25 protein-coding genes are annotated in these 21,768 nt (G+C 64.4%); 8 read left to right on the top strand and 17 right to left on the bottom strand.

Annotated elements, in window-relative coordinates; all coding sequences use genetic code 11:
* Positions 1-77: 77 nt before the first annotated feature.
* From VGR99_RS35020 to VGR99_RS35010, 3 genes are all read right to left on the bottom strand, one after another.
* Entirely contained in the window at positions 78-680 is a 603-nt protein-coding gene (locus VGR99_RS35020; protein WP_326904588.1) for a PepSY domain-containing protein, read from the bottom strand.
* A 252-nt stretch (positions 681-932) separates the two neighbouring features.
* Positions 933-1,703, bottom strand: coding sequence for a TetR/AcrR family transcriptional regulator (locus VGR99_RS35015; protein ID WP_326904512.1), 771 nt, complete (start codon positions 1,701-1,703; stop codon positions 933-935).
* A gap of 128 nt (positions 1,704-1,831) precedes the next feature.
* Positions 1,832-2,989 (bottom strand): patatin-like phospholipase family protein, encoded by a 1,158-nt coding sequence (locus VGR99_RS35010; protein ID WP_326904511.1) that lies wholly within the window; start codon positions 2,987-2,989, stop codon positions 1,832-1,834.
* A gap of 232 nt (positions 2,990-3,221) precedes the next feature.
* On the opposite strand from VGR99_RS35010, the gene tgt reads away from it, so the two are divergent.
* On the top strand, positions 3,222-4,355 hold the full coding sequence (gene tgt, locus VGR99_RS35005) for a tRNA guanosine(34) transglycosylase Tgt (protein ID WP_326904510.1): 1,134 nt from the start codon (positions 3,222-3,224) through the stop codon (positions 4,353-4,355).
* 12 nt (positions 4,356-4,367) lie between these two features.
* On the opposite strand, the gene VGR99_RS35000 is transcribed toward tgt, so the two are convergent.
* Entirely contained in the window at positions 4,368-4,586 is a 219-nt protein-coding gene (locus VGR99_RS35000) for a hypothetical protein (protein ID WP_326904509.1), read from the bottom strand.
* Positions 4,587-4,772: 186 nt separating this feature from the next.
* On the bottom strand, positions 4,773-5,882 hold the full coding sequence (locus VGR99_RS34995; RefSeq protein ID WP_326904508.1) for an acyltransferase: 1,110 nt from the start codon (positions 5,880-5,882) through the stop codon (positions 4,773-4,775).
* Positions 5,883-6,249: 367 nt separating this feature from the next.
* Between VGR99_RS34995 and cysK the strand changes: the two genes are divergently transcribed.
* On the top strand, positions 6,250-7,227 hold the full coding sequence (gene cysK / locus VGR99_RS34990) for a cysteine synthase A (RefSeq protein WP_326904587.1): 978 nt from the start codon (positions 6,250-6,252) through the stop codon (positions 7,225-7,227).
* 3 nt (positions 7,228-7,230) lie between these two features.
* Positions 7,231-7,470 (top strand): BrnA antitoxin family protein, encoded by a 240-nt coding sequence (locus VGR99_RS34985; RefSeq protein ID WP_326904507.1) that lies wholly within the window; start codon positions 7,231-7,233, stop codon positions 7,468-7,470.
* A 43-nt stretch (positions 7,471-7,513) separates the two neighbouring features.
* Here the strand turns inward: VGR99_RS34985 and VGR99_RS34980 are convergent, their stop codons facing one another.
* The 5 genes from VGR99_RS34980 to solA all read right to left on the bottom strand — a co-directional run bounded on the left by VGR99_RS34980 (position 7,514) and on the right by solA (position 12,016).
* Positions 7,514-8,266, bottom strand: coding sequence for an amino acid ABC transporter ATP-binding protein (locus VGR99_RS34980; protein ID WP_326904506.1), 753 nt, complete (start codon positions 8,264-8,266; stop codon positions 7,514-7,516).
* A gap of 10 nt (positions 8,267-8,276) precedes the next feature.
* A complete protein-coding gene (locus tag VGR99_RS34975) occupies positions 8,277-9,119 on the bottom strand; it encodes an amino acid ABC transporter permease (protein ID WP_326904505.1) in 843 nt (280 codons plus the stop codon).
* Positions 9,116-9,859, bottom strand: a complete 744-nt coding sequence (locus tag VGR99_RS34970) for an amino acid ABC transporter permease (RefSeq protein WP_326904504.1) — start codon at positions 9,857-9,859, stop codon at positions 9,116-9,118. The genes VGR99_RS34975 and VGR99_RS34970 overlap by 4 nt, the downstream gene beginning before the upstream one ends.
* A 98-nt stretch (positions 9,860-9,957) precedes the next feature.
* The gene (locus VGR99_RS34965) at positions 9,958-10,770 is read right to left on the bottom strand and encodes a transporter substrate-binding domain-containing protein (protein WP_326904503.1); all 813 of its coding nucleotides are present in this window, start codon (positions 10,768-10,770) and stop codon (positions 9,958-9,960) included.
* 76 nt (positions 10,771-10,846) lie between these two features.
* Positions 10,847-12,016: an N-methyl-L-tryptophan oxidase gene (solA, locus tag VGR99_RS34960; protein ID WP_326904502.1), complete on the bottom strand. Its 1,170-nt coding sequence runs from the start codon at positions 12,014-12,016 to the stop codon at positions 10,847-10,849.
* A 124-nt stretch (positions 12,017-12,140) separates the two neighbouring features.
* On the opposite strand from solA, the gene VGR99_RS34955 reads away from it, so the two are divergent.
* Entirely contained in the window at positions 12,141-13,100 is a 960-nt protein-coding gene (locus tag VGR99_RS34955) for a LysR family transcriptional regulator (RefSeq protein WP_326904501.1), read from the top strand.
* Between the two features lie 55 nt (positions 13,101-13,155).
* Here the strand turns inward: VGR99_RS34955 and VGR99_RS34950 are convergent, their stop codons facing one another.
* Positions 13,156-14,586, bottom strand: coding sequence for a caspase family protein (locus VGR99_RS34950; RefSeq protein ID WP_326904500.1), 1,431 nt, complete (start codon positions 14,584-14,586; stop codon positions 13,156-13,158).
* Between the two features lie 200 nt (positions 14,587-14,786).
* Entirely contained in the window at positions 14,787-15,662 is an 876-nt protein-coding gene (locus VGR99_RS34945; RefSeq protein WP_326904499.1) for a DMT family transporter, read from the bottom strand.
* 153 nt (positions 15,663-15,815) lie between these two features.
* Here VGR99_RS34945 and VGR99_RS34940 point away from each other — a divergent pair, with 153 nt between their 5' ends.
* Entirely contained in the window at positions 15,816-16,214 is a 399-nt protein-coding gene (locus tag VGR99_RS34940; RefSeq protein ID WP_038955466.1) for a RidA family protein, read from the top strand.
* A gap of 55 nt (positions 16,215-16,269) precedes the next feature.
* Here VGR99_RS34940 and VGR99_RS34935 read toward each other — a convergent pair whose 3' ends face one another.
* The 3 genes from VGR99_RS34935 to VGR99_RS34925 all read right to left on the bottom strand — a co-directional run bounded on the left by VGR99_RS34935 (position 16,270) and on the right by VGR99_RS34925 (position 17,881).
* The gene (locus VGR99_RS34935) at positions 16,270-16,815 is read right to left on the bottom strand and encodes a hypothetical protein (RefSeq protein ID WP_326904498.1); all 546 of its coding nucleotides are present in this window, start codon (positions 16,813-16,815) and stop codon (positions 16,270-16,272) included.
* Positions 16,760-17,110: a hypothetical protein gene (locus tag VGR99_RS34930; RefSeq protein ID WP_326904497.1), complete on the bottom strand. Its 351-nt coding sequence runs from the start codon at positions 17,108-17,110 to the stop codon at positions 16,760-16,762. The genes VGR99_RS34935 and VGR99_RS34930 overlap by 56 nt, the downstream gene beginning before the upstream one ends.
* A 183-nt stretch (positions 17,111-17,293) precedes the next feature.
* The gene (locus tag VGR99_RS34925; protein ID WP_326904496.1) at positions 17,294-17,881 is read right to left on the bottom strand and encodes a formyltransferase family protein; all 588 of its coding nucleotides are present in this window, start codon (positions 17,879-17,881) and stop codon (positions 17,294-17,296) included.
* A 189-nt stretch (positions 17,882-18,070) separates the two neighbouring features.
* On the opposite strand from VGR99_RS34925, the gene VGR99_RS34920 reads away from it, so the two are divergent.
* Both VGR99_RS34920 and VGR99_RS34915 read left to right on the top strand, forming a co-directional pair.
* A complete protein-coding gene (locus tag VGR99_RS34920; RefSeq protein WP_326904495.1) occupies positions 18,071-18,355 on the top strand; it encodes a hypothetical protein in 285 nt (94 codons plus the stop codon).
* Between the two features lie 337 nt (positions 18,356-18,692).
* Positions 18,693-18,923: a hypothetical protein gene (locus VGR99_RS34915; protein WP_326904494.1), complete on the top strand. Its 231-nt coding sequence runs from the start codon at positions 18,693-18,695 to the stop codon at positions 18,921-18,923.
* 5 nt (positions 18,924-18,928) lie between these two features.
* Here the strand turns inward: VGR99_RS34915 and VGR99_RS34910 are convergent, their stop codons facing one another.
* Positions 18,929-19,231, bottom strand: a complete 303-nt coding sequence (locus VGR99_RS34910) for a hypothetical protein (RefSeq protein WP_326904493.1) — start codon at positions 19,229-19,231, stop codon at positions 18,929-18,931.
* 206 nt (positions 19,232-19,437) lie between these two features.
* On the opposite strand from VGR99_RS34910, the gene VGR99_RS34905 reads away from it, so the two are divergent.
* Positions 19,438-19,653: a hypothetical protein gene (locus tag VGR99_RS34905; RefSeq protein WP_326904492.1), complete on the top strand. Its 216-nt coding sequence runs from the start codon at positions 19,438-19,440 to the stop codon at positions 19,651-19,653.
* 7 nt (positions 19,654-19,660) lie between these two features.
* On the opposite strand, the gene VGR99_RS34900 is transcribed toward VGR99_RS34905, so the two are convergent.
* Positions 19,661-21,706, bottom strand: coding sequence for an acetoacetate--CoA ligase (locus VGR99_RS34900; RefSeq protein WP_326904491.1), 2,046 nt, complete (start codon positions 21,704-21,706; stop codon positions 19,661-19,663).
* Between the last annotated feature and the right edge of the window lie 62 nt (positions 21,707-21,768).

Here is a 21,768-nt window from a genome sequence, read left to right as displayed (position 1 = left end):
GCGGCGACTTATGCGGGAGAGTCTGGCGCCCGTCAATGGCTTTTCGGCGGGATTGTGGCCGCCGGCCGGGACGTCGTCTATTTAGTCTTGGCGCCGGGCGGCTCCAGGATGACCTCCTTGAGATCGTCGCCGCTGATCACGACGATCGCGAAGTTGAGCCGGCCGCCTTCGCGCACGAGGCCACCGCTGATCGCCTTGCCCGAGGCTGCGCGCTCGGCAACATGCACGGCATCCGCGAGGCGGTGCCTGATCGCACCGAGCGCGGCAAGGTTGCTGCGATCCTCGAGGTCGAGCTCGGTGAGGGGAAGGGCAGCTTCGCCGCCGATCAGCTCGCCGGTCGTGGCGTTGATGGTGTGGCGCCAGATCCGGTCATTGTGCAGGGTTTTCACCCGGTAGACCGGCACGCCCGAACCGCCGTCGAAACTCACATCTGCCGTCGTCGCGCCGGCGTGACGCGCCTCGGCGATCGCCATGGCCTGGCTGATCGAGATCGACGAGCTGCGGAATCGTTCGATCTCGCGGCTGACCGCTTGGCGATCGACTTCGGCACTCCCATCTGTCTCGCTGTGAAGGGCGGTCGGCGTGCCCGCGGACACGGTAGCCCCTGCCGGCCCGGCGAGGAGCAGCGCGGGCAGGGCAATCGCAAACAGGTGCGAGGTCAATCGTTTGGTTGTCGTCATGCTCGAAACCCTCGGCCAGCGAGTGTGCCGGATGATGGTAAAGAATTCGCGGCCGGCCTTGGGCATCGGCCGGCCGCGGAACGACGTGGCGGGCTGTACCCGCCGCGGCGATCTTAGCGATACGGACCTCTTTTGGGGCTGGTGAAAAAAGCGGTCCGTATCGCTTATAACTAAACCATACCGTATCGTTTTATTTTGGTCAATGGCGCGGCCATGCCCCAGCGGGGGATAGATCGCCGGTTCACGGAATTGTCAGCGGGACGAGCGTCGCCGCGGCGTGCCTTTGGGCGCGTCCTTGGGGGCGTCTTTGTGAGCTTCCTGGACGCGGTCGGCCGGCCCCAGCGCACCGGCCAGGAACAGCTTGATTGCGACGCGCATCCGCTTTTCCGCAGCCTTCAGCTCCAGCGCCGTTCCAAACGTCGCCATGCGGTGGGTGTGGCCGACGACGACGTCGAGAAACACCTCGGCAGCGATGGTGCTGTCTTCGATGTCGAGCGCGCCCTGGGCCACCAGACGGTCGAAGAAGCGCGCCGTGGTGGCGACGGCCTTGAGCCAGCCTTCCTCCTTGCCGAGCTTGGCAATGTCGGGGAAGTTGATGGCCTGAGACGTCATCATGCGGCTGAACGCGACGGCGTCCGGTCCGCAGGTGAATGTCAGCATCTCGCGCCCGATCTCGATCAGGCGCTGCTCGACCGGGATGTCCGAGCCGCTGGAGAGCTGCGTCTCCGCCGCCGCCGACAGCGGTGCCAGCCAGCGTTCGATTTCGCGCCTCAGCACGGCCGCAAACAGGCCGCGCTTGTCGCCATAGCGGGAATAGACGGTCGGCTTGCTCACCCGCGCCGCTTCCGCGACCGCATCGAGCGAGGTCGCGTCGAAACCGCGATCTAGGAACAGGCGGGTGGCGACCTCGATCAGCCGCTGGTCGCGCTCGATGGCGGCGGTCTTGGTCGGCCGGCCGCCGCGTGATTTCGGCACCTCGCGCCGCGGCGCTGCCGCTTTCGTTTTGGTCGCAGTCAATCCCATGCCCAATGATTCCTGCGCGTTGCCTGTCATTCGCTCTATATCGCGCAGGAGCGGGGGCGTCATCGCGAATCTGGCCGAATTGGCCGTATCGTCAACGGTTTCATCACGGTCTCGTTCCGTCACGTGCTTCACGGCAGCGTGGACGTCCAGGCCTGGCCGGATGCGGCCTTCTCATATCCGTACTGATACAGCGTCCGCATATAGGTGGTGTCGAACCCTTCCGACGGCGGCGCCGGATAGTCGCGCGCGATGTAGGAGAGGTGGAAACCAAGGCGGTTGCGCTTGGCGAAATCATAGGTCGAGAAGATGATCGAGCGCGTCTGCGACTGCGTGATCGCCGACAGGCTGCGCGAGGCGACGTCGATCGTGCTGTTGGACACCAGCTCGAAATTGCGTTCGATCTTCTTGTTGACGAGGATGTAGATGTCCATCTTCGCGCTGCCGGGCAGGCGGCTGCCCTGGAACAGCAAGGCTTCGGGCAGCGTCAGCACCGGCGCGGTCACGCCGCCGTCGACATGCATCTCCTGAAACCTGCGGCCCTGGCCTTCGGCATCGATCATGATCGGAGGAAACACCAGCGGAATGCTGGCGGAGGCCGCCATCACGTCGCGAAACAGCTTGAGCGCTTCGGGCGTGCCGACCGCGGCGATCTTGCCCATGTCCCAGATTGCGGTGCGCTGGGTGTCGAGATCGGTGGTCACGATCAGCAGCCGTCGCCCCTTGGCGTTCTCGCGCGCGACCTGCGCCATGATCTCCGGCCCGACATAGCGGGCGACGAGCTCGCGCAGCCGCGTGTTGCCGAACAGGCCGGAGCCGAACAGCACGCGCATGATGCTCGGATCGTTCAGGAGGCTCTCGGCGATGCCGCTGGTGTAGACGTCCTTCAGCGTGTCGTCATATTGCCGTCCAAGGAACGCGAAGGGCGCGATCAGGCCGCCGGTGCTGACGCCCGAGACCACGGAGAAGTTCGGGCGTGTGCCGGCGGCACTCCAGCCGTTGAGAACGCCGACGCCATAGGCACCATCGGCGCCGCCGCCGGAGAGCGCCAGATAGGATTTCGACGCCGTGCTGGTGTCCTTGTCGAAGCTGAATTTCGTGACCGGCTCGTCGGCGTAGCGGCGGAGGCCGTCAATATCGAGCACGCGGGATGTGCTGGCCTCGGCCGCCGTATATGGTGTGCGGGGCAGGGAGGTGCAGCCGGCGAGCGCCAGGGTGCAGGTCAGGATCAGGGATCCGATCAGGCGGGCACCTGCCTGCCTTATCCGGCCATGCGAGAGGCCGGACATTTCAGTCGAACACGAAGCAGATGACATTGTCGGTGGCTGGCGATCACGCAAATACCGCCGCGGCAAAATTCACCGCAGCATCCCGTCCAGCCCCCAGAGAAAAACTACACTGTATCGTTTTATTTGACAAGGTGCGGCGGGCATCAAGTCGGCGTCAAATGTGTCCCAGTCTGAGGCAGCGCGCGGTCCGAGCGGGTTGATCGGCCTCGCCCAACACGCAATAAGCACGGCCATGAATCTACCCAATCATTTCGAACTGCTTGCCACTGATGGCACTGCGCGCACCGGCCGCCTGACCACCCCTCATGGGGTGGTGCGTACACCGGCTTTCATGCCAGTCGGAACCGCCGGCGCCATGAAGGGCATGCACTGGCGCGAGGTGCGCGAGGCCGGCGCCGACATCGTGCTCGGCAATACCTATCACCTGATGTTGCGGCCCGGAGCCGAGCGGATCGCCGCGCTCGGCGGCCTGCAGCGCTTCACCGGCTGGCACGGGCCGATGCTGACGGATTCCGGCGGCTTCCAGGTGATGTCGCTGTCCGACCTGCGCAAGGTCACCGAGAACGCCGTCACCTTCCGCTCGCATATCGACGGCGCCAAGGTCGAGCTGTCGCCGGAGCGTTCGATCGAGGTGCAGCGCTTCCTCGGCTCGGACATCGCCATGCAGATGGACGAATGCGTGCGGCTGCCGGCCGAGCGCGACGACATCGACCGCGCGATGCGGCTGTCGCTGCGCTGGGCCGAGCGCTCAAAGCGCGCCTTCGAGAGCGCGCCTGACGGCTACATGCTGTTCGGCATCGTCCAGGGCGGCGACATCCCGCAGCTTCGCCATGCCAGCGCCGAAGGCCTGGTCGAGATCGGTTTCCACGGCTATGCGATCGGCGGCCTTGCCGTCGGCGAGCCGCAGGCCGTGATGCTGGCGATGATCGACGAGACCGCACCGCGTCTGCCGCAGGATCGGCCGCGCTATCTGATGGGCGTCGGCACGCCCGACGACATCCTCGAGGCGGTGAAGCGCGGCGTCGACATGTTCGATTGCGTGATGCCGACGCGCAATGGCCGTCATGGTGTTGCCTTCACGCGTTTCGGCCAGGTCAACCTCCGCAACGCGCGCCACGCCGACGATCCGCGGCCGCTCGATGAGGAGAGCGCGTGGCCGTCGGCGCGCAACTATGCGCGCGCCTATCTGCATCATCTCGTCAAGGCCGGCGAGACGCTGGGGGCGATGCTGCTGTCCGAGATCAATATCGCCTACTACCAGTTCCTGATGCAGGGCATCAGGGACGCGATCGCACACGGAAAGTTTGAGGAGTTCTATCAGCGTACGCGCGAGGACTGGGCGAGGGGCGACATCGCCCCACGCTAGGCCGATCAAGGATCAGTTGCACACGATCCGCTGCTTGACGGCATGCTTGGTCACGAAGCCATAGCCGCAATTGTCGCAGGTCCAGAGATACGAGATCATGTGGTCCGAGACATAGGCGGAAGCTTCGGCGGCGACCATGGAGTCGGCGCAGACCGGACAGGTAGGCAGCTCGCTGCAACGCGGATCGCGATGGAGCGCGACGGTCGGCAACACTTCAGCAACCGCTGACATCGTGGTGACCTCCCTGTTTTGAGACGTAAGTCTAACATAAGCATAAGCAGTTGACGAGGTCGCAACACAAAGGCGTCGGCTTTTATAAAATTCGCCTCACCAGGATGTGTCCGCTCGCGGTCTTCGCATCGCAAATAACTCGTGTGCGTTGCGATATTTCGCCGCGCTGCTTCACGCGCAATGATTTCACTGCACTGCACCCTGCCGGCCAAGAGCCGGAGCGAGTGCGGCCGGAGTCCTGGTGTCCGAACGAAGCTTCCGTCCGAACGAGATCCAGGGTTTCTCGACGAACGAATATGACAGCCAGCTGACAAAAATGGACAACGCTACGACCGTAGTGACGAAGGCAAGCCATGGCAGCGGTCCGTCGCCGAGCCAGGCGTAATGGTGCACCCAGACCATCGCGAACGGCGACATCAGGTAGACCGAATAGCTGATGACGCCGACGAATGCGATCGGGCGCCAGGCCATGCGCTCGCCGAACGCGGCGAACAGGATGAAGACGAGGGCCGCGCAGACATAGGCGCCTCCGATCGAATAGCTGTAGAAGAAGTTGCCGTCATAGACGCCGCCATAGCGGCGGTTGCACAGCGTGATCGCGAACAGGGCGTAGAGCGCCGTGCAGCCGACGACATGCCGCCATCGCAGCGTTCCGCCGATGACGGTGTCGCGAATGACCTTGCCGAGGAACATCGCCGACAAATTCAGCCCGGCCTCCATCACCACCCAGGCCGCCCTGTTCTCGACCAGCATAGCCACCGCGATCCCGGCGAGTGCCGTCGCGATGACGATCGCGACTGCGGTGAGCCGCCGGTTCAGAAGGCCTGCCATGAAGAGGCCGATGCAGACAGCATAGAACAGCAGCTCGATCGTCAGCGTCCAGTAGAAGTCCCAGAGGTGAGGGACCTCCAGGAAGGACTGGAGCATCGTCAGGTTCGCGGCGATCTGCGGCAGCGGATATGTCCTGGATTCGAGCGCCTGCATCGTGACCAGCCCGAGCGCGATCGAAGCCCAGTAGGCCGGGTAGAGCCGGAAGAAACGGCTGATCGAGAAGTCGTTCACGGGCGAGGAACTGGCAGGAAAACTGAAGGGAATGACAAAGCCGCTGACGAAGAAGAACAGCACCACGCCGAACCGGCCGAAATTCATGTAGTAGCCGATCGCGTCGTGAAAGATCGCCTGATACGCGCCGGTCGGGTGCTCCCTCACGATCACCTCGAGCGCATGCTGGACGACCACCGAGAGGACGGCGATGCCGCGCAGCGTATCGATGAAGGCGAGCCGTCGATGCATCATGCGTTCCCTGCCGCTCCCACCCCATGATCGGATCGATTGTGGCAGCGCCGTCCCGGCCATGACCGGCCGACCGCAACGGACGTCGCCTGTCGGGAGGGTATCTGGCTAAGGCGCAAGCGGTGATCAGGAGGCTGGACGCTGGTTGCGGCAGTTCAGCACGGCAATCGTGAAGAGATTCACAACGGAGAACAGCAGGGCGGGGAGGCTGACCATTCCGGCGACGGCGGACCGGCCGACCGGGTCACATTATTTTGCTACGGGACGGGTTCCACGCGGGTCCGATTGTCGCTTGCGCGTCGCCGCCGGCTGTCGGTAACTGCGGAAGAGCTGCGACAGCGGCCCAAATCGTCGCCATAGGGAGTTCATGATGGACGCATCGTCCAAAACGGGTGCAGAGCACCAACCCGGCCGGGGCCGGATCTACTCCTCGATCGTCGAGGCTTTTGGCGACACGCCGATCGTGCAATTGCGCCGGCTGCCGGGCATGCACGGCGTCAACGCGACGATTTTGGCAAAACTTGAATATTTCAATCCGGCCGCAAGCGTGAAGGATCGCATCGGCGCGGCCATGATCATCGCGATGGAGAAGGCCGGCATCGTCAAGCCCGACACGGTGCTGATCGAGCCGACCTCCGGCAATACCGGGATTGCGCTCGCCTTCGTGGCGGCCTCGCGCGGCTACCGGCTCAAGCTGGTGATGCCGGAATCGATGTCGATCGAGCGGCGCAAGATGCTGGCCTTTCTCGGCGCCGAGCTGGTGCTGACGCCGGCCGCGCAGGGCATGAAGGGCGCGATCGCCGCCGCCGAGGAGCTCTTGAAGACGACGCCGAACTCGGTGATGCCGCAGCAGTTCAAGAACCTCGCCAATCCCGAGATCCATCGCCGCACCACTGCGGAGGAGATCTGGAACGACACCGGCGGCAACATTGATTTCTTCGTCGCCGGCGTCGGCACCGGCGGTACCATTACCGGCGTCGGTCAGGTGCTCAAGCCGCGCAAGCCCTCGCTGCGCGTGGTCGCGGTCGAGCCGGAGGAGAGCCCGGTGCTGTCCGGCGGCCAGCATACGCCGCACAAGATCCAGGGCATCGGCGCCGGCTTTGTGCCCGACATCCTCGACCGCTCGGTGATCGACGAGATCGTGAAGATCAACTCGACCACCGCGATCGAGACCTCGCGGGCGCTGGCGCGGCATGAGGGCATTCCGGGGGGCATTTCCTCGGGCGCGGCGATCGCCGCGGCGCTCGAGATCGGCAAGCGGCCGGAAGCTGTTGGAAAAACCATCCTGGCTATCGTGCCGTCCTTCTCCGAGCGGTATCTTTCGACGGCTCTGTTTGAGGGGATCTAGGACATGGCGGATCAACCGAGACGGCCGCGCACGCTGGGCGACGCGCGGTCGGAGGCCGAGGCGGCGTTCAAGAAGGTGACGGCCAAGGTCGCCGCAGCGCCGCCGAAGCAGAACGTGGCGCCGGGGATCAAGGAGCAGGTCACGCTGCGGATCGACCAGGACGTGCTCGAGTTCTTCCAGGAGGGCGGCCCCGGCTGGCAGGACCGCATCAACGAGGCGCTGCGCAAGGCGGCGGGGAAGTAGGGGCCCGGCCGGCGGCCGACGCGGCGGCATCCTGGCGGCGGCCTCAGAGCACCTGCGACAGGAACCGCTGGGTGCGCTCATCCTTCGCCGCCGTAAACAATGTGTCCGGCGGCCCGTGTTCGACGATCACGCCGCGATCGGTGAAGTAGACGTGGTCGGCGACCTCGCGCGCGAAGTTCATTTCGTGGGTGACGAGGATGCAGGTCATCCCGTCCTCGGCCAGCTCCCGGATGGTGACCAGGACCTCCTTGACCGTTTCCGGATCGAGCGCGGCGGTCACCTCGTCGAACAGCATGATGTCTGGCCGCATCGCCAGTGAGCGCGCAATCGCCACGCGCTGCTGCTGCCCGCCGGAGAGCTCGCCGGGATAGCTGTCCTCTTTTCCTGCGAGCCGCACCTTGGCGAGCAGCGCGCGGGCGCGCGCTTCGACCTCGGCGCGGTTCTGGCGCAGAACATGGATCGGCGCCATCATCACGTTCTGCAGCGCCGTCTTGTGCGGGAAGAGATTGTACTGCTGAAACACCATCCCGACCTTGCGGCGAAGCGCCAGCTTGTCGAGCCTGGGATCGGTGACCTCGATGCCTTCGATCTGAATGCTGCCGGACGAGATCGGCTGAAGTGCATTGATGCAGCGGATCAGCGTCGACTTCCCCGATCCCGACGGGCCGATGATGCAGATCACCTCGCCCTTCCTGACCGAGAGGCTGATGCCTTTCAGGACCTCGAGCGCGCCGAAGGACTTTCTGACGTCGACGCATTGGACGATGGGCTGATCCGGAGTCCAGCTCGTGGCCATGCTCTTCTCCTCAGCGCACGCGGTACCGACGTTCGAGACGAGCGGTCCAGAGGTTGATCGGATAACAGTAGAGAAAGAAGCACAGCAGCGCGAAGCCGTAGAGCGGCGCGAACAGCTCCGGTCTGCCGCCCTCGGCCGCGTGGACCTGCGCCGTCAGCGTCAGCATTTCCGAAACACCCACGATCGATGCGAGCACCGTCGACATCGTCACGAGTGCATAGACGTTCATCCAGGGCGGCAGCATTCGCTTGATGCATTGCGGCAGCATGATCAGCCACATGGTCTGGCGCCGTGTGAACGAGAGCGATTCCGCCGCCTCCCATTGCGTCGATGGAATGGAGCGGACCGCGCCGCGCACGACCTCGGCGACATTCGCCATGACCGGCAATGCGAAGCCGACCGTCGCCTTGATCCAGTCCGGCAAGGGGATGGTCGTCTTGAACAGGGTGACCTGGAAGGGCACCAGAAACATCACGAAGAACAGCAGCACCAGCCAAGGCGCGTTGCGGAAGAATTGAGTGATGAGCCAGCTCGCGGCGGCGAGGGGCCGGAACTCCGACAACAAGGCCAGGCCGAGGCCGACCCCGGCAATGGTCCCCAGCACCATGGACAGCAGCGAGATCAGGATGTTGAAGCCGAATCCCCACAACAGCAGCGGGGACCATTTCAGGATGACCTGCAGCGGTGACAGCATCGCCGGTCCGCTCTGCGCCCACGCGGTCGATGCAGCCATGATGGCGCAGAAGCAGAGGATCGCAGCGGACAGCGGGCCGATCCGAATGGACATCCGGTTCGGCGCGAGGCGGTACGGCAGAAGGACGGCAAGCCTGTGCCCGGGCTCGGCGTTGTTCATCGCGCGTACCCGGGAATGCGCATGGCCCGCTCCCAGCGATGCATCAGCCAGACCAGGATGCCGACAAGAATGCCGTAGGTCGCGAGCAACAGGACCATCATCTCGAAGACGTTCTGCGATTCCGACCAGATCTGCTTGACCGCGTACAGAGTTTCGGGAACGGCGATCGCGTAGGCCAGCGTGGTCGTCTTGAGCAGATTGACGAGGTTGTTGTTCAGCGCGGGAAGGCAGACGCGAATGGCCAGCGGAAGGACGATATGAACGTAGGCCTTGAGGCGCGTGTATCCGAGCGCCTCGGCGGCTTCCAATGTCGTTCGCGGCACCGCTTCAATGCCGGAGCGGAAGATCTCGACGTTGAAGGCGGCCGCAAACAGCGACAGCGAAATGATCGCCCACTGGACGTTGTTCAGCAGTGGAACGCGCATGCCCGCCGTCTCGATGGCCGGAAGCATGGTGCCGAGGCCGAAATAGAAAAAGAAAAGCTGCACCAGCGGCGGCGTGTTGCGGAACACGACCACGAAAGCATTGACGGGCAGCCGCAGCAGGATGGACGGACTGCCTTGCAGCAAGGCGCCCACCGCGCCGATGACGAGGCTCAGCAGGATGGTCGTGACACTCAGAAGCAGCGTCATCTTGAGCCCGCTGAAATAGCGGTCCCAATCGTAGGCATCGTAGAATACGGAGAAATTCAGCCCCGTCGTCTCGTAGAGCCGCTGAAACCAGTCGGCGATTGCTTGCATGTTGCGTGACACCGAGCTGTTGAGGCGATGCCTCGTATCAGTGCATTGGCCCGCCCTGTGCGGAACGCCGGATGGATCCGGCGCTCCGCTCCAGGCGTCTATTTGCCCTTGTATTGCTCATGCATGGAGAGCGAATACTCCGTCGGAGCGATGCCCCATTTCTTTTCCTCGTCCACGATGAAGCCGGTCTTCATCCAGTCCTTCGTCGTGTCTTCGAGCAGCTTCTGCAGGCTGCTATTCTCGAGCGCGACGGCGATCATCCATGGCGAGGGCAGCACACCCTTCAAGGGCAGGGTATAATCCGCCTTCCACTCGTCTTCGATCAGTTTGCCTTGCAGGAAGGTCTGATCGTAGAGATAGCCGATGCAGTTGCCCTGTTTCATGGCGAACAGAGGCTTCTCCGAGCCGTCGAAGGCCACGATTTCGGGGCCGTAGGATTTGGCAATATCCTTGTTGTACCAGGCCCCCGACGTCGCACAGACGGGTTTGCCCTTGAGATCGGCCCAGTCCTTGATGCCGGCCTTCTTGTTGAGAAGGATGTTCACGTAGTCCGAATAATACAGCGGTTCGATGGCTTGAACGACGCGGCGGCGTTCCGGCCTGTCCGACATGGTCGCGATCAGCAAATCGATCTTGCCCTGCTGCAGAAACTCGATCCTGTTCGAGGCCGCGACGGGGACGAGCTCGAGCTTGACGCCGAGCCGCTTGGCAATGTCTGCGGCAAGATCAGGCTCGATGCCGACGACGTTGCCTGCGGGATCGCGATATCCGAACGGCTTGTAGTCTGCCTTGACGCCGACGTTCAGCGTGCCGCGCTGCTTGATCGCATCGACGCCATCAGCGGCCTGCGCGCTGCCAAGCAGCAGCAGCGTCGCCGCACCCGTCACCATGGACCGGACCAGATTTCTCATCGGATGACACCTCCAGGATTGCAATCACGACACGGGTTCGACGTATTTTTTCGCGTTACAAGGTTCGTGCCATGCGTCACGAAAATCGGGACACGGCGAAGGGAGTGATGTCGATCGCGCTTCGACCGTCGGTCACCATTCCGGCGACGAGGTTTCCTATGCCCGCCGAATGCTTGAAGCCATGCCCGGAGCACGCGGAGACGACATGGACCCTGTCCTGCGCGGGATGGCGGTCGATGATGAAGCCACGATCGGGCGTCACCGTGTAGAGACAGGCGGCCGCGTGCGCGACGCGGGGCGTGGCGCCGGCGAGCCGGCCTTTGACATGCTTGCTGTACATCTCGGCGGACTCGATCGGATCGACGGTGCGATCGATGGTGTCGGCCGTCGTGCTGGTCTCGTACTGCTCGGTCGCGACCTTGAGGCGGCGATCGCCGGGCAGGGGCGGGAAGCCGTAGAGATAGTCAACATCCGTCGCGCCATGCATCCAGATGAACACGGGGGCGTTGGCGCGATATGCGCTGGTGTCTTCGAGCTCGTACCAATGCAGCACCTGGCGCTTCACCGTGAGCAGACGGTCGAACGGTGCGCCGAGCAGGTGAGCATTCCAGGCGCCTGCCGAGACGACCACCTGGTCCGCCTCGAATGTGCCTGAGGACGTTTCCACCCGAACGACGGAGCCTGTCTGCGCCAGCGAGAGAACTTCGACCCCGGTGCGGATCACCGCTCCGAGCTGCTCCGCGCGCGTCAACTGTGCCTTGATGCAGCGCTCGGGAAAGACGTAGCCGCCGCCGGGCTCGTAATAGGCCTTCTCGTTGCCCTCGAGGTTCAGGAACTGCGGGAAGCGATGAGCCACCTCGCGCCCGTCGATCACTTCATGAGCGACGCCGAAATCACGGGCAGCCCCGATCGAACGTGCGACGAAATCCGGCTTGCCGTGGTGCGAGGTCTCGCCGACGCCGGGGGCCATCACGACGAGGCCGCAGGGGTTCAGCAGCTGGTCAGGCGTCTCGGCCTCGAGCTCGCGCCAGATCCGGTGCGAATCCAGCACCAGGGGTACGTAATCGCGGCCTTCGCCGACGGCCTGCCGGGTGATGCGGGTTTCGCCGTGGCTGGACCCCATCATGTGGGGAGGGGCAAAACGATCGAGGCCGACCGCCTTCACCCCTCGCTTGGCCAGTTGATAGAGCGCCGCGCTGCCCATGGCACCGAGGCCGATCACCAGAATGTCCGCTCGCTCGCTCATGAATTGAAGCTGCTCAATTATTGGAACTGCACAGAGCTTGCTCTGCGGATCGGCTCCTGGACAAGTATAATTCAGGTATTGAAGCAAATTTGCATGTTCACGTGACTTTTGCTTAAGTTAAGAGATGACGTCGGTGCCTCCAGACCTGCGAAGCCTCCAGATCGTTGCCGCGGTCGCTGATACCGGCAGCATGCTGGAGGCGTCCCGCCGATTCGGGATGACGCAATCGGCGGTGTCTCAGGCCGTGCGGCGTGCCGAAGCGGCGGTCGGCGTCGCCTTCTTCAATCGCAGCCGCAGGCCGCTCACGCCGACTCGGGCAGGGCGCATCCTTGCGGACCGCGTCCTCGATCTGAACAGGGACTTTGAAGCACTGCTCGGCACGCTCCGTACTGCGGCGGAACAGTCCGAACGTGTCGAGCTGAGGCTCGGCCTCGTCGATTCCTACGCCGGCACGGTCGGCGCGCACCTCGTCAAGGAGCTCATGACGGGATCGATCGCGCTCAGCCTGTCGGCATGGTCGGGTCTTGCCAACTCGCATGCAGAGGCGCTGGTCCGGCGCATGATCGATGCGGCGATCACGTGCGACGCCATGGACGATCTGTATGACGTCGAGCGCTTCCCGTTCTATCGCGAGCCGTATCTGCTCGTGGTGCCGCGCGGACTGGAAGCCGAGTTTGCCGATCTCGATTTGCGCGAAATCCTCGCCCGGTACCGGCTGGTCCGGCACAGTGAGCGCTCTTACGTGGGCGCTCAGGTCGAGCGCCATTTGAGCCGTTTGGGTGTGCGTCCGCCGCGCGCCTTCGAGTTCGACACCTCGGACAGCCTGGTTGCGATGGTCGCGACGGGGATGGGCGTGGCGATCACTACGCCGCTGTGCCTGTTGCAGGGACTGGCTCACGCCGCCCAAGTCAGCGCTCTGCCGCTGCCGGGCCCTGGATTTTTCCGCGAGCTGCTTCTGGTCACCCGTCGCGGCGATATCTCATCATTGGCGCCGCGTATTGCGGAGATGGCGCGGACCAGCATCACGATGCAGGCGATGCCGCGCATCCGGGCGCTCGTGCCCTGGTTCACTCAGGATTATTAGCGACGAAAAAGCCCGGCGCGAGCCGGGCTTTCTGTTTCGAGATTGGGGGCTCGCCTCAGCGGCGGAACATGCCGCCCATCATGCCGCCGACGACACCGCCGACGAAGGCTGCACCCGCATCGCCGCCACCGCTGTTGCGATGCTGCTGAACCGGTGCGCTCTGCGCCTGGGCAGGTGCTGCACGGCGGGCCGGCTTCGCGCTGTCGTCGCTCGCGGTGGCCGGCGCGGCCGCCACGATCTCGGAGAGCAGGGCCTTGTGCTGGAGCTTGTTGAGGTAGCCGGACGAGGGATAGCCGCGCGCCGCCTGCCAGCGCTTGAGCACCGTGCGGGTCTCGTCGCTGAAGACGCCGGTGACCTTGGTGTCGAAGCCGAGCCCGGTGAGGCGGCGCTGCACGTCGCGGCGCTGGCCCTTGTCGAGGCCGATCTGGTCCTCGGTGAGCTGGCTGGCATCATCGGTGAAGGTCGCGGGATCGACGCCCGCGTTCAGAGTGCGGGTCGTGGTCGACGGGCCGCTCTTGATCGCAGCGAGCCGCGCCAGCGCCAGCGCCTTGAACTGGCCGTTCGGATAGGCCGAGAGATAGGCGTTGAGCTCTTCCGGCTTGTTGGACTCCTTCACGGAGCGCCAGTATTCGAGCTCGACACCGTCAGAGCTGCCGGCGCTCGCCGCGGGCACGACACCAGCGGCGGTCGGCGCCGCGTTGGCGACCTGGGTGGTCGGCGCCTGGTTGAGATAGACCGCGCCGATCAGGTTGGTGTGGCCCCAGGGCAGCTGGCCCTTGTGGGTCTCTTCGTTGACCTGGGCGCGCACCGAGGTCATCGCCTGCTGGATCTCGATACCCGGCTTGGTGATGTTGTCGATCAGGGCGCGGGTGAACGGGCTGTTGTTGCCTTCCTGGCCGTCGAGCGCGGTCTGGCCCGGGCCGGTGGCGAACGCGATCAGCGTGCCTTCGCCGGACTTCATCTCGGCAAGGCCGCTCTGCACGTTGACGCTGCGGGTCGCCGAGTTCGACTTGATCTTGGCGGCGAAGGGATTGTCGCGGCAGGCGTCGAGGAAGACGAGCTTGACCTTGGCATCGCCCATGGTCTGCTCGAGCGTCAGGTCGATGTTGATGGCGGCGCCGAGCTTGACGTCCATCTCCGACTTGATGTCGGCATCGACGGGCAGCAGATAGTTGGTGCCGCCGACGGCGATGCCGTGGCCGGCATAATAGAACAGTGCGATGTCGGAGCCCTGCGCCTTGCGGCCGAAATCGAGCAGCTTCTCCGTCATCTGGTCGCGGCTGAGATTAGATCCTTCGATCACCTCGAAGCCGACATTGCGCAGCGTCGATGCCATTGCCTTGGCGTCGATCGGCGGGTTCGGCAATTGTGCGACGTTCTTGTAGCTGCCATTGCCGACGACGAAGGCGACGCGGCGGTCGGCCTGTGCGGCACTGACTGACAGCGCCATGCACATCAGCGAAGCGAGGAAGGTGAGAGTGCGCATCTGAAATCCCCAACAGAATCGAATTGCAGGCAGCAACAAATCGGCAACGAACTTACACGACACGCCCGGTTTCGCGCTAGCGAAACGACAGTTCGCCCAACCCATTACTTCGCGGCCGAATGTGCACGATGGGAAGCCCCTCCAACGTGATCCAAATCACGCTCGACCACTATGTTTGTCGCGCGAGATGGCGCGGGGGTTCACTGCGCGCGGGCGGGAACGGGCGGTGCCGGCTTCAAATTCAAGAGGTTGCCGCACAGGATCAGCGCCGCGCCGAGCACGGTCCAGGCGTCGAGCCGCTCCGAATAAAGCAGCCAGCCGGCGGTGGCGGTGAGGGGCACCCGGAGGAAGTCCATGGGGACCACGATGGTCGCATCGGCGTAGCGCATCGCGCTGGCGAGGCAGTAGTGCGAGAATGTGCCGCAAACCGCGATCACGCCGACCCAGGCCCAGGCATGGGCGGACGGCCAGGTCCAGACGAACAGCGTCGGGAAGAAGCCCGCGACCGACTGCACCACCAGCATCCAGAACAGGATCGAGAGCGCGCTCTCGGTGCGGGTCAGTGATTTGACCAGCGCCATCGACACGCCAAATCCCATGGCGGCGCCGAGCGCGATGAGCTGACCCGGATTGATCTCGCCGGTCGCGGGGCGGACGATCACGATCACACCGACGAGGCCAAGGGTGATGGCCGCCACCTTCCACGACGTCATCCGCTCGGACAGGAACGTCGCCGCGAGGATCGCGGTCCAGATCGGCATGGTGAACTCGATCGCCACCACCTGGCCGATCGGGATCAGCGTCAGCGCGAAAAACCAGCCGAGCTGGGCAACATAGTGCACGAGGTTGCGCGCGAGGTGGTGTTGCAGGCGCGACGTCTTCAGCACCTTCAAGCCGCCGGCGCGGTAGATGATCGGCGCCAGCAGCACGAAGCCCGCCAGCGACCGGATCTCCATGATCTCGAAGACGTTGAGCTCGCGCGTGGTCTCGCGTCCGGCCACCGCCATGACCAGCATCATCGACAGCCAGCCGGCCATCCACAGTGCAGCCATCGGTTTGGACGGTGTCGTGCTCATCGGGCGGAATGCAGGGAGAGTTGAAGCTGAGAGGACGGCCGGTATCGGCGACATCTTGGCCGTTTGCAACGGCCAAATCTGCGGATGCAGCGATGCAGGGCGGCGTGCTAAGGCTTGGCTGAACAACGACAAGAAAAGGGGAGAACTTCGCTCATGCAAATCCTGCAGCCGGCCGAATGGAAGAAACCTCGTGGCTTTTCCCATGGCGTCGTGGCCGAAGGGCCGGGGCGCTGGGTGGTGCTGGCCGGACAGACCGGCGGCGACGAGACCGGCAATTATGCGCCCGACATGGCCGCGCAGGTCGCCACCGCCCTGAAGCGGATCATCAAGCTTCTCGGAGAGGCCGGCGCCGGCCCCGAGCATATCGTTCGTCTCACCTGGTACCTGACCAGCCGCAGCGAATATGAGGCTGCGGGCGCCGGCATCGGCGCGGCCTGGAAGGAAACGCTGGGGCGCAATTTCCCGCCTTCGACGCTGCTCTATATCGGCGGTCTCGTGGACGAGCGCGCCAAGGTCGAGATCGAGGTCACCGCCTTCGTCCCGAACGCATAAAAAAATCGGCCCGGCGATCTCGCCGGGCCGATTGTCGTCTGACCGTGCTGTCGTCTTACTTCGACAGCGAGATGTTGGCGCCGCGGAACTGGCTGTCCGCGCGCATCGTGACATTCTGCCTGTTGCCGCTCGTCTTCAGCGAGATGTTGGCGTTGAAGCCGGCGGTGGAGGCGACCAGCTCGTAATTGCCGCCGGCGCCGCGGCCCTGGAGCGAGCCGGAGATGTTGCGGCTTGCCTCGGACCAGCTGCCGGCGATGGCGCCGCCCTCAGCCCTGACATTGGCGCCGAGGTTGAACTTGTAGGCGTCGCTGGCGCAGGTCAGCGACATCTCCATGGTCGGTCCGATCGGGGCGTATTTGGCCCGGCAGCGGATCCGCTCGGTCGAGCCATCGTCCAGCGTGACGGTGCCGGCGCCGCTCCAGTTTCCCGCGAGCGGGGCAAACGGGCCGGACTGGGCCTTGCTTGCAGAGTTGACGAGCCCCGCCGCAAACAAAACGGCGGCCGCAATCAGCAGCCGCCGGTTCCAGGCGCGAGCCTCGATAGGTTTATTGGCGCGATGCTTCCCACCGCCCGCTGCATGGTATGCCTGCAGATGCTCCATTCCACTTCCCCGATCCGGCGTTGCCGTTGAGTTGACCGTTGGCATATGCACCATTGATCGAAACTTTCACAAGTCCCCCGCTACCGATGGTGCCGGAAACGTTAGCGCCGGGCGCGGTGATCCTGCCGTCGGCAACCGTGAGCATGGAGCTCGCGGTCGGCTCGCAGGTGCCGCTCTTGGTGACGATGGTGACCTGCCAGTTGCCGTCATAGGGGCTCTGGGCGAAGGCGGGAGCGGCGAGGGTGCCGGCGAAAACCGAAGCGGCACAGAACGCCGCGATGCGAGCAAAACGCATGAATTCCGTCCTTGAATCTGTCTGATATGCTGACGCTTATTCGGACAAAATGTGACGGAAATTTGTTGCGACGCCAAACCGAAAATTGTTCCTGTGGAAACAATGGTTTATTTGCGTTTTTGGCTCCAATTTTCGAAGCAGAATCAATGCCCCTTCACGTTAATCGTTAACATGAGGAGAGACTCAGGACAGGCTCGGCGCCGAGGTCGCGAACTGCTCGTCCTGAGTCTTGGCCGGCAGCGCCTTGTGGACCTTGACGTAGTCGATCACGTCGGCCAGCAATTTGAGCCCGAGCGGTGCCAGCGCGCGCTCCCAGAGCTCGCGGGCGGTCTCGCCCTTCTTGACGAAGCACCAGTCCTGGGCGGCGATGGCGCCGGCGTCCATGCGATCGGCGAGATGGTAGATCGTGCCGCCGGCGATCGGATCGCCTTCCTTGATGGTCCATTCCACCGCCGCCTTGCCGCGGTGACGCGGCAGCAGCGAGGGGTGATAGCCGATGCCGCCGAACCTGGCTGCGGCCAGGGCGTCCTTGCCGATCCGGGCATGGCTATGGGCGGTGATGATCAGATCGGTGTCGGGGGCGATCTCGGAGGCCACCACGAGCTTGGGATTGGCCTGGACCACCACGTCGATGCCGGCCGCCTTGGCGGTCGCGGCCAGGCGGTCATCCGCATCGGCGACCACGACTTGCACGACCCCGACGCCGTGCTCGCGGAGCATGTTCAGTGTGGTCACGCCGAAATGGCGGGAGCCGACGAGGGTAATGCGCATGGGTGTCCGATCCGTCTCGCAGCTGCGTTATCCTCCCGATAACACGTCCGGACGCCCTGTCACCATCTGTGGGCCGTTTGAGCCGGTTATCAACAATGCGCCGGGCGCGGGGCGCATCAAATTGGCGATTGCGCAGCCGGCTGCTCCGATGCTTCCATGCGCGGACTGCACCGTGTCGGGAGCGAGCGCATGCGAAGCCCGTGGTTTTTCCTCCTATCGGCACTGATCGTGGCCGGCCCGGCCTGGGCTGGCGGGCCTTACCCGGCAGTGCCACCCGAGATCGGGGTGGCGCCGGTCATCGGCCCGACCTGGGATGTCTATCGCTGCGTTGGAGGGGTGCCTTACAATTTCTACTTCGACGCCTATTACGGCGAGGAGCCGCCGGCGATCTATCGTGGCTACGCCTATAGGCCGTATTACCGCTACAGCGCCTACCGCAAGCTGCCGCGCAAGTACTTTTGCGTCGTCGATTAGCGTTGCAGCGCTGCCACGGTCGGCAGCAAATGATCAATAAGACGGTTCCTCCGTTTCATTTTTAACAGAAGGAATCTCTTGTGTGCGGTTAGAACCAGCCCATCCGGGGCTGGCCAAATTTGATCACGGACCCGTTTTCGAACCCGGCTTTGGCCGCTGGCGTGATCGCCAGCGGCTTTTTCATGCCGCGCGTCACGAAATCATCAGACGGTAATACGTTCTCAACCTGCTTGTCGTATCGACGAATCCGTCGCGGATTTGTATTGCGTACCGCGACACCGAAAATGTCCCGCCGGCGTGGGTGCGCCGCGCGGGTTTTTTTCGCCGGGACCGATGTATGCCGAGCGCAATTGAGCAGATCGTGGACGCCTATGTGCGCCTGAAGAACCGCCGTGGCCTCGACGAGCTCATGATGCACAGGCAGCGGCTCGCAGTCGATCTGAAGAGTCGGTCCGGCAAATTTGATTTCAGTCTGCCGATCGACAAGATCGACGAGGAGATCGCGATCATCGAGGCTGGACTGACCAGACTAGCGGCGGATGCATCTGGTGCGCCGCGGTTCCGTTAAGACGCTCAGTCGCGCCGGCCGCCGTCGATGACGGTGAAGAGCGGACGCGCCGGCGTCGGCTCCACCAGCAGCTCTTCCACCAGCGCCGTTGCCGCATCGACATATTTGCGCGTCGGCTTGTCGAGCTCGCGCTTGGCCTCGTCGTCGAGCGCAACCTTCGCAGCCTCGACCAGCTTGCGCATCCGCGCCGCATGATCGTCGCCGGCCGTCAGCGTCGCGCGCGCCAGCGAGCGCAGCACGAACAGCTCGCCCTCGAGGCGGAGCAGACGGTCGTTCAGCCTGGTGAGGATGGCGTTGAGGTCGGCCATGTCAGGTGTTCGTGGCGGAGGTTCCATCCTGATCTAGCCGCGATCGGTGAACGGAGTGCAAACGGCACCGGTGCAATTCGGCCGATCGGCGGGACCTGCCGCACCCGCAATGCCGCCGATGTGACCGAACGTGACCCGCACGGCCGTGGGCTCCGTGGTGGTGGCGCACCACATCGGGAGGCGGGTGGACGTCTGGAGCACGTTCAATGCGGTCTGTCCTGGCCCTCGCTCTCTTGATCTCGCTGTGCGCGCCGGCGCTGGCCGCGCCGGTCCATCATGCTGCGCCAAGGCACCGTCATGTCGTCATTCGTCCAGCCGAGGACGCGCCGGTGCCGCCCGGCTGGTACAAGTTTCCGGGATGGCCGCCGATCCCGCCGTCGGAGAACAGGAACCTGGATCCCTCCAATTTCGGCGGCGCCTGACGGCCGCTCACGCAGACCGGGCGAGATAATCGCGCGCGAAGGCGAGGTACCAGTCGAGGCAGGCGGGATTGGCCATCGCCTCCTTGTTGATGACCTTCTCGACGGGCTGGCCGAGCAGCAGCTTCTTGATCGGCAGCTCCTGCTTCTTGCCCGAGAGCGTGCGCGGGATCTCGGCGACGGCAAAGATCTCGTTCGGCAGGAAGCGGCGGGAGAGGCCGGCCTCGATCGCCTTGTTGATCTTCGCCTGCATCGCGCCGTCGAAGGTGACGCCCCCGCGCAGCACCACGAACAGCGGCATGTAGCTGTCACGGCCGAGATATTCGAGATCGACGACGAGGCTGTCGAGCACCTCAGGCAGCGCCTCGATCGCGGAATACAGTTCGCTCGTGCCCATCCGCAGGCCGTGGCGGTTGATGGTGGCGTCGCTGCGGCCATAGATGATGCAGGAGCCGTCCGGTTCGACCTTGAGCCAGTCGCCATGCCGCCACACCGGCCCGCGGCCCGTGCCGTCGAAATTGTCCGGGTAGGTCTCGAAATAGCTGGCACGATAGCGGGCACCGTCCTTGTCGTTCCAGAAGTAGAGCGGCATCGACGGCATCGGCTCGGTGCAGACGAGCTCGCCGACCTCGCCGATCACCGCGCGGCCCTGTTCGCTGAAGGCCTCGACGGCCGCTCCGAGCAGGCGGCACTGCATCGCGCCGGGCGTCTGCGGCAATTCGCGGTTGCCCCCGATGAAGGCGCCGGCGAAATCGGTGCCGCCGGAGATGTTGGCCCACCAGATATCGGCCTGCGCCTTGCTGCCGTTGCGCTTCGACAGCGCCGCGAAGCGTTCGTTGAACCAGGCTTGCGTGTCGGCGCTCAGCGGCGAGCCGGTCGAGCCGAGGCAGCGCAGCCGCGTCAGATCGCCGGCGGCGGCAAGATCGATCTCGGCCTTGGCGCAGTTGGCGAAGAACGCAGCGCCTGCGCCGAAGAAGGTCGCTTTCGACTGCGCCACGAAGCGCCACAGCGTGGTCCAGTCCGGCTTGTCCTTGGCGCCGCCGGGGCTGCCGTCGAAGATGCAGCAGGTGGTGCCGCTGAGCAGGCCGCCGACCTGGCTATTCCACATGATCCAGCCGGTCGACGAGTACCAGTGATAGCGCTCGCCGAACGAGTTCTCGTGATAGGAGCAGCCGATATCGTTGTGCAGGCCGAGCAACGCCAGCACCACGATGACGATGCCGCCATGGCCGTGCACGATCGGCTTCGGCAGGCCGGTGGTGCCGCTGGAATAGACGATCCACAGCGGATGATCGAACGGCAGCCACATCGGCTCGAACGCGTCGATCGCAGCGCCCGTCCTTGCGGTGATCTCGGAGAGCAGAGCGTCCGGCGCCGCGGGCGCGGCGGCCTCGCTGTGCAGGATGACGTGTTCGACACTCGGCAGCGATCGCCGCAGCTCGGCGACGACATCCTTGCGGTCATGCTTGCGACCGGCATAGGTGACGGCGTCGCAGGCGATCAGCACTCTCGGCTCGATCTGCTTGAAGCGGTCGATCACGGCGGGCGCGGCCATGTCGGGCGCGCAGACACTCCAGACCGCGCCGATGCTGGCGCTTGCGAGAAACGCGATGATGGTCTCGGGGATGTTGGGGAGGTACGCCGCGACGCGGTCGCCGGGCTTGATGCCCTTGTCCTTGAGGTGCAGCGCGAGCGCGGCCGCCTTGCGCCGCAGCTCAGGCCAGCTGGTTTCCGTGAGCTTGCCATCCTCGCCGCAACTGACGATCGCGGGCAGGCCGGCGGCATGCGCCGCGTCCACGTGCCGGAACACCTGCCGCGCGTAGTTCATCTGCGCGCCGGGAAACCAGACCGCGCCGGGCATCTTGCGCTCGGTGATGACGGCCGCGAACGGCGTCGGCGATTGCAGATCGTAATAGTCCCAGATGCTGCGCCAGAACGCGTCGAGGTCGCGCACGGACCATTGCCGCATCTCCTCGTAAGTCGCGAAGGTGAGGCCGCGCTCTACGGCGAGCCAGTTGCGATAGAGGGCGATCTGGGGAACGAAAGGTGCGGTCATTGCGTAACGGCTTCAGTTGCGGGGAGGGGAATTTATGTCGAAAACAACCCCATGCACAGTAG

This window comes from Bradyrhizobium sp., from assembly GCF_035935975.1.
Classification (GTDB): Bacteria; Pseudomonadota; Alphaproteobacteria; order Rhizobiales; family Xanthobacteraceae; genus Bradyrhizobium.
Note: the sequence above shows the minus strand (reverse complement) of the source record. Positions and strands in the feature narration are given on the sequence as shown.

Coding starts and splice junctions, on each gene's coding strand:
- VGR99_RS35020 (WP_326904588.1), bottom strand. CDS start 680: ATGACGACAACCAAACGATTGACCTCGCACCTGTTTGCGATTGCCCTG.
- VGR99_RS35015 (WP_326904512.1), bottom strand. CDS start 1,703: ATGGGATTGACTGCGACCAAAACGAAAGCGGCAGCGCCGCGGCGCGAG.
- VGR99_RS35010 (WP_326904511.1), bottom strand. CDS start 2,989: ATGTCCGGCCTCTCGCATGGCCGGATAAGGCAGGCAGGTGCCCGCCTG.
- tgt (WP_326904510.1), top strand. CDS start 3,222: ATGAATCTACCCAATCATTTCGAACTGCTTGCCACTGATGGCACTGCG.
- VGR99_RS35000 (WP_326904509.1), bottom strand. CDS start 4,586: ATGTCAGCGGTTGCTGAAGTGTTGCCGACCGTCGCGCTCCATCGCGAT.
- VGR99_RS34995 (WP_326904508.1), bottom strand. CDS start 5,882: ATGATGCATCGACGGCTCGCCTTCATCGATACGCTGCGCGGCATCGCC.
- cysK (WP_326904587.1), top strand. CDS start 6,250: ATGGACGCATCGTCCAAAACGGGTGCAGAGCACCAACCCGGCCGGGGC.
- VGR99_RS34985 (WP_326904507.1), top strand. CDS start 7,231: ATGGCGGATCAACCGAGACGGCCGCGCACGCTGGGCGACGCGCGGTCG.
- VGR99_RS34980 (WP_326904506.1), bottom strand. CDS start 8,266: ATGGCCACGAGCTGGACTCCGGATCAGCCCATCGTCCAATGCGTCGAC.
- VGR99_RS34975 (WP_326904505.1), bottom strand. CDS start 9,119: ATGAACAACGCCGAGCCCGGGCACAGGCTTGCCGTCCTTCTGCCGTAC.
- VGR99_RS34970 (WP_326904504.1), bottom strand. CDS start 9,859: ATGCAAGCAATCGCCGACTGGTTTCAGCGGCTCTACGAGACGACGGGG.
- VGR99_RS34965 (WP_326904503.1), bottom strand. CDS start 10,770: ATGAGAAATCTGGTCCGGTCCATGGTGACGGGTGCGGCGACGCTGCTG.
- solA (WP_326904502.1), bottom strand. CDS start 12,016: ATGAGCGAGCGAGCGGACATTCTGGTGATCGGCCTCGGTGCCATGGGC.
- VGR99_RS34955 (WP_326904501.1), top strand. CDS start 12,141: ATGACGTCGGTGCCTCCAGACCTGCGAAGCCTCCAGATCGTTGCCGCG.
- VGR99_RS34950 (WP_326904500.1), bottom strand. CDS start 14,586: ATGCGCACTCTCACCTTCCTCGCTTCGCTGATGTGCATGGCGCTGTCA.
- VGR99_RS34945 (WP_326904499.1), bottom strand. CDS start 15,662: ATGAGCACGACACCGTCCAAACCGATGGCTGCACTGTGGATGGCCGGC.
- VGR99_RS34940 (WP_038955466.1), top strand. CDS start 15,816: ATGCAAATCCTGCAGCCGGCCGAATGGAAGAAACCTCGTGGCTTTTCC.
- VGR99_RS34935 (WP_326904498.1), bottom strand. CDS start 16,815: ATGGAGCATCTGCAGGCATACCATGCAGCGGGCGGTGGGAAGCATCGC.
- VGR99_RS34930 (WP_326904497.1), bottom strand. CDS start 17,110: ATGCGTTTTGCTCGCATCGCGGCGTTCTGTGCCGCTTCGGTTTTCGCC.
- VGR99_RS34925 (WP_326904496.1), bottom strand. CDS start 17,881: ATGCGCATTACCCTCGTCGGCTCCCGCCATTTCGGCGTGACCACACTG.
- VGR99_RS34920 (WP_326904495.1), top strand. CDS start 18,071: ATGCGAAGCCCGTGGTTTTTCCTCCTATCGGCACTGATCGTGGCCGGC.
- VGR99_RS34915 (WP_326904494.1), top strand. CDS start 18,693: ATGCCGAGCGCAATTGAGCAGATCGTGGACGCCTATGTGCGCCTGAAG.
- VGR99_RS34910 (WP_326904493.1), bottom strand. CDS start 19,231: ATGGCCGACCTCAACGCCATCCTCACCAGGCTGAACGACCGTCTGCTC.
- VGR99_RS34905 (WP_326904492.1), top strand. CDS start 19,438: ATGCGGTCTGTCCTGGCCCTCGCTCTCTTGATCTCGCTGTGCGCGCCG.
- VGR99_RS34900 (WP_326904491.1), bottom strand. CDS start 21,706: ATGACCGCACCTTTCGTTCCCCAGATCGCCCTCTATCGCAACTGGCTC.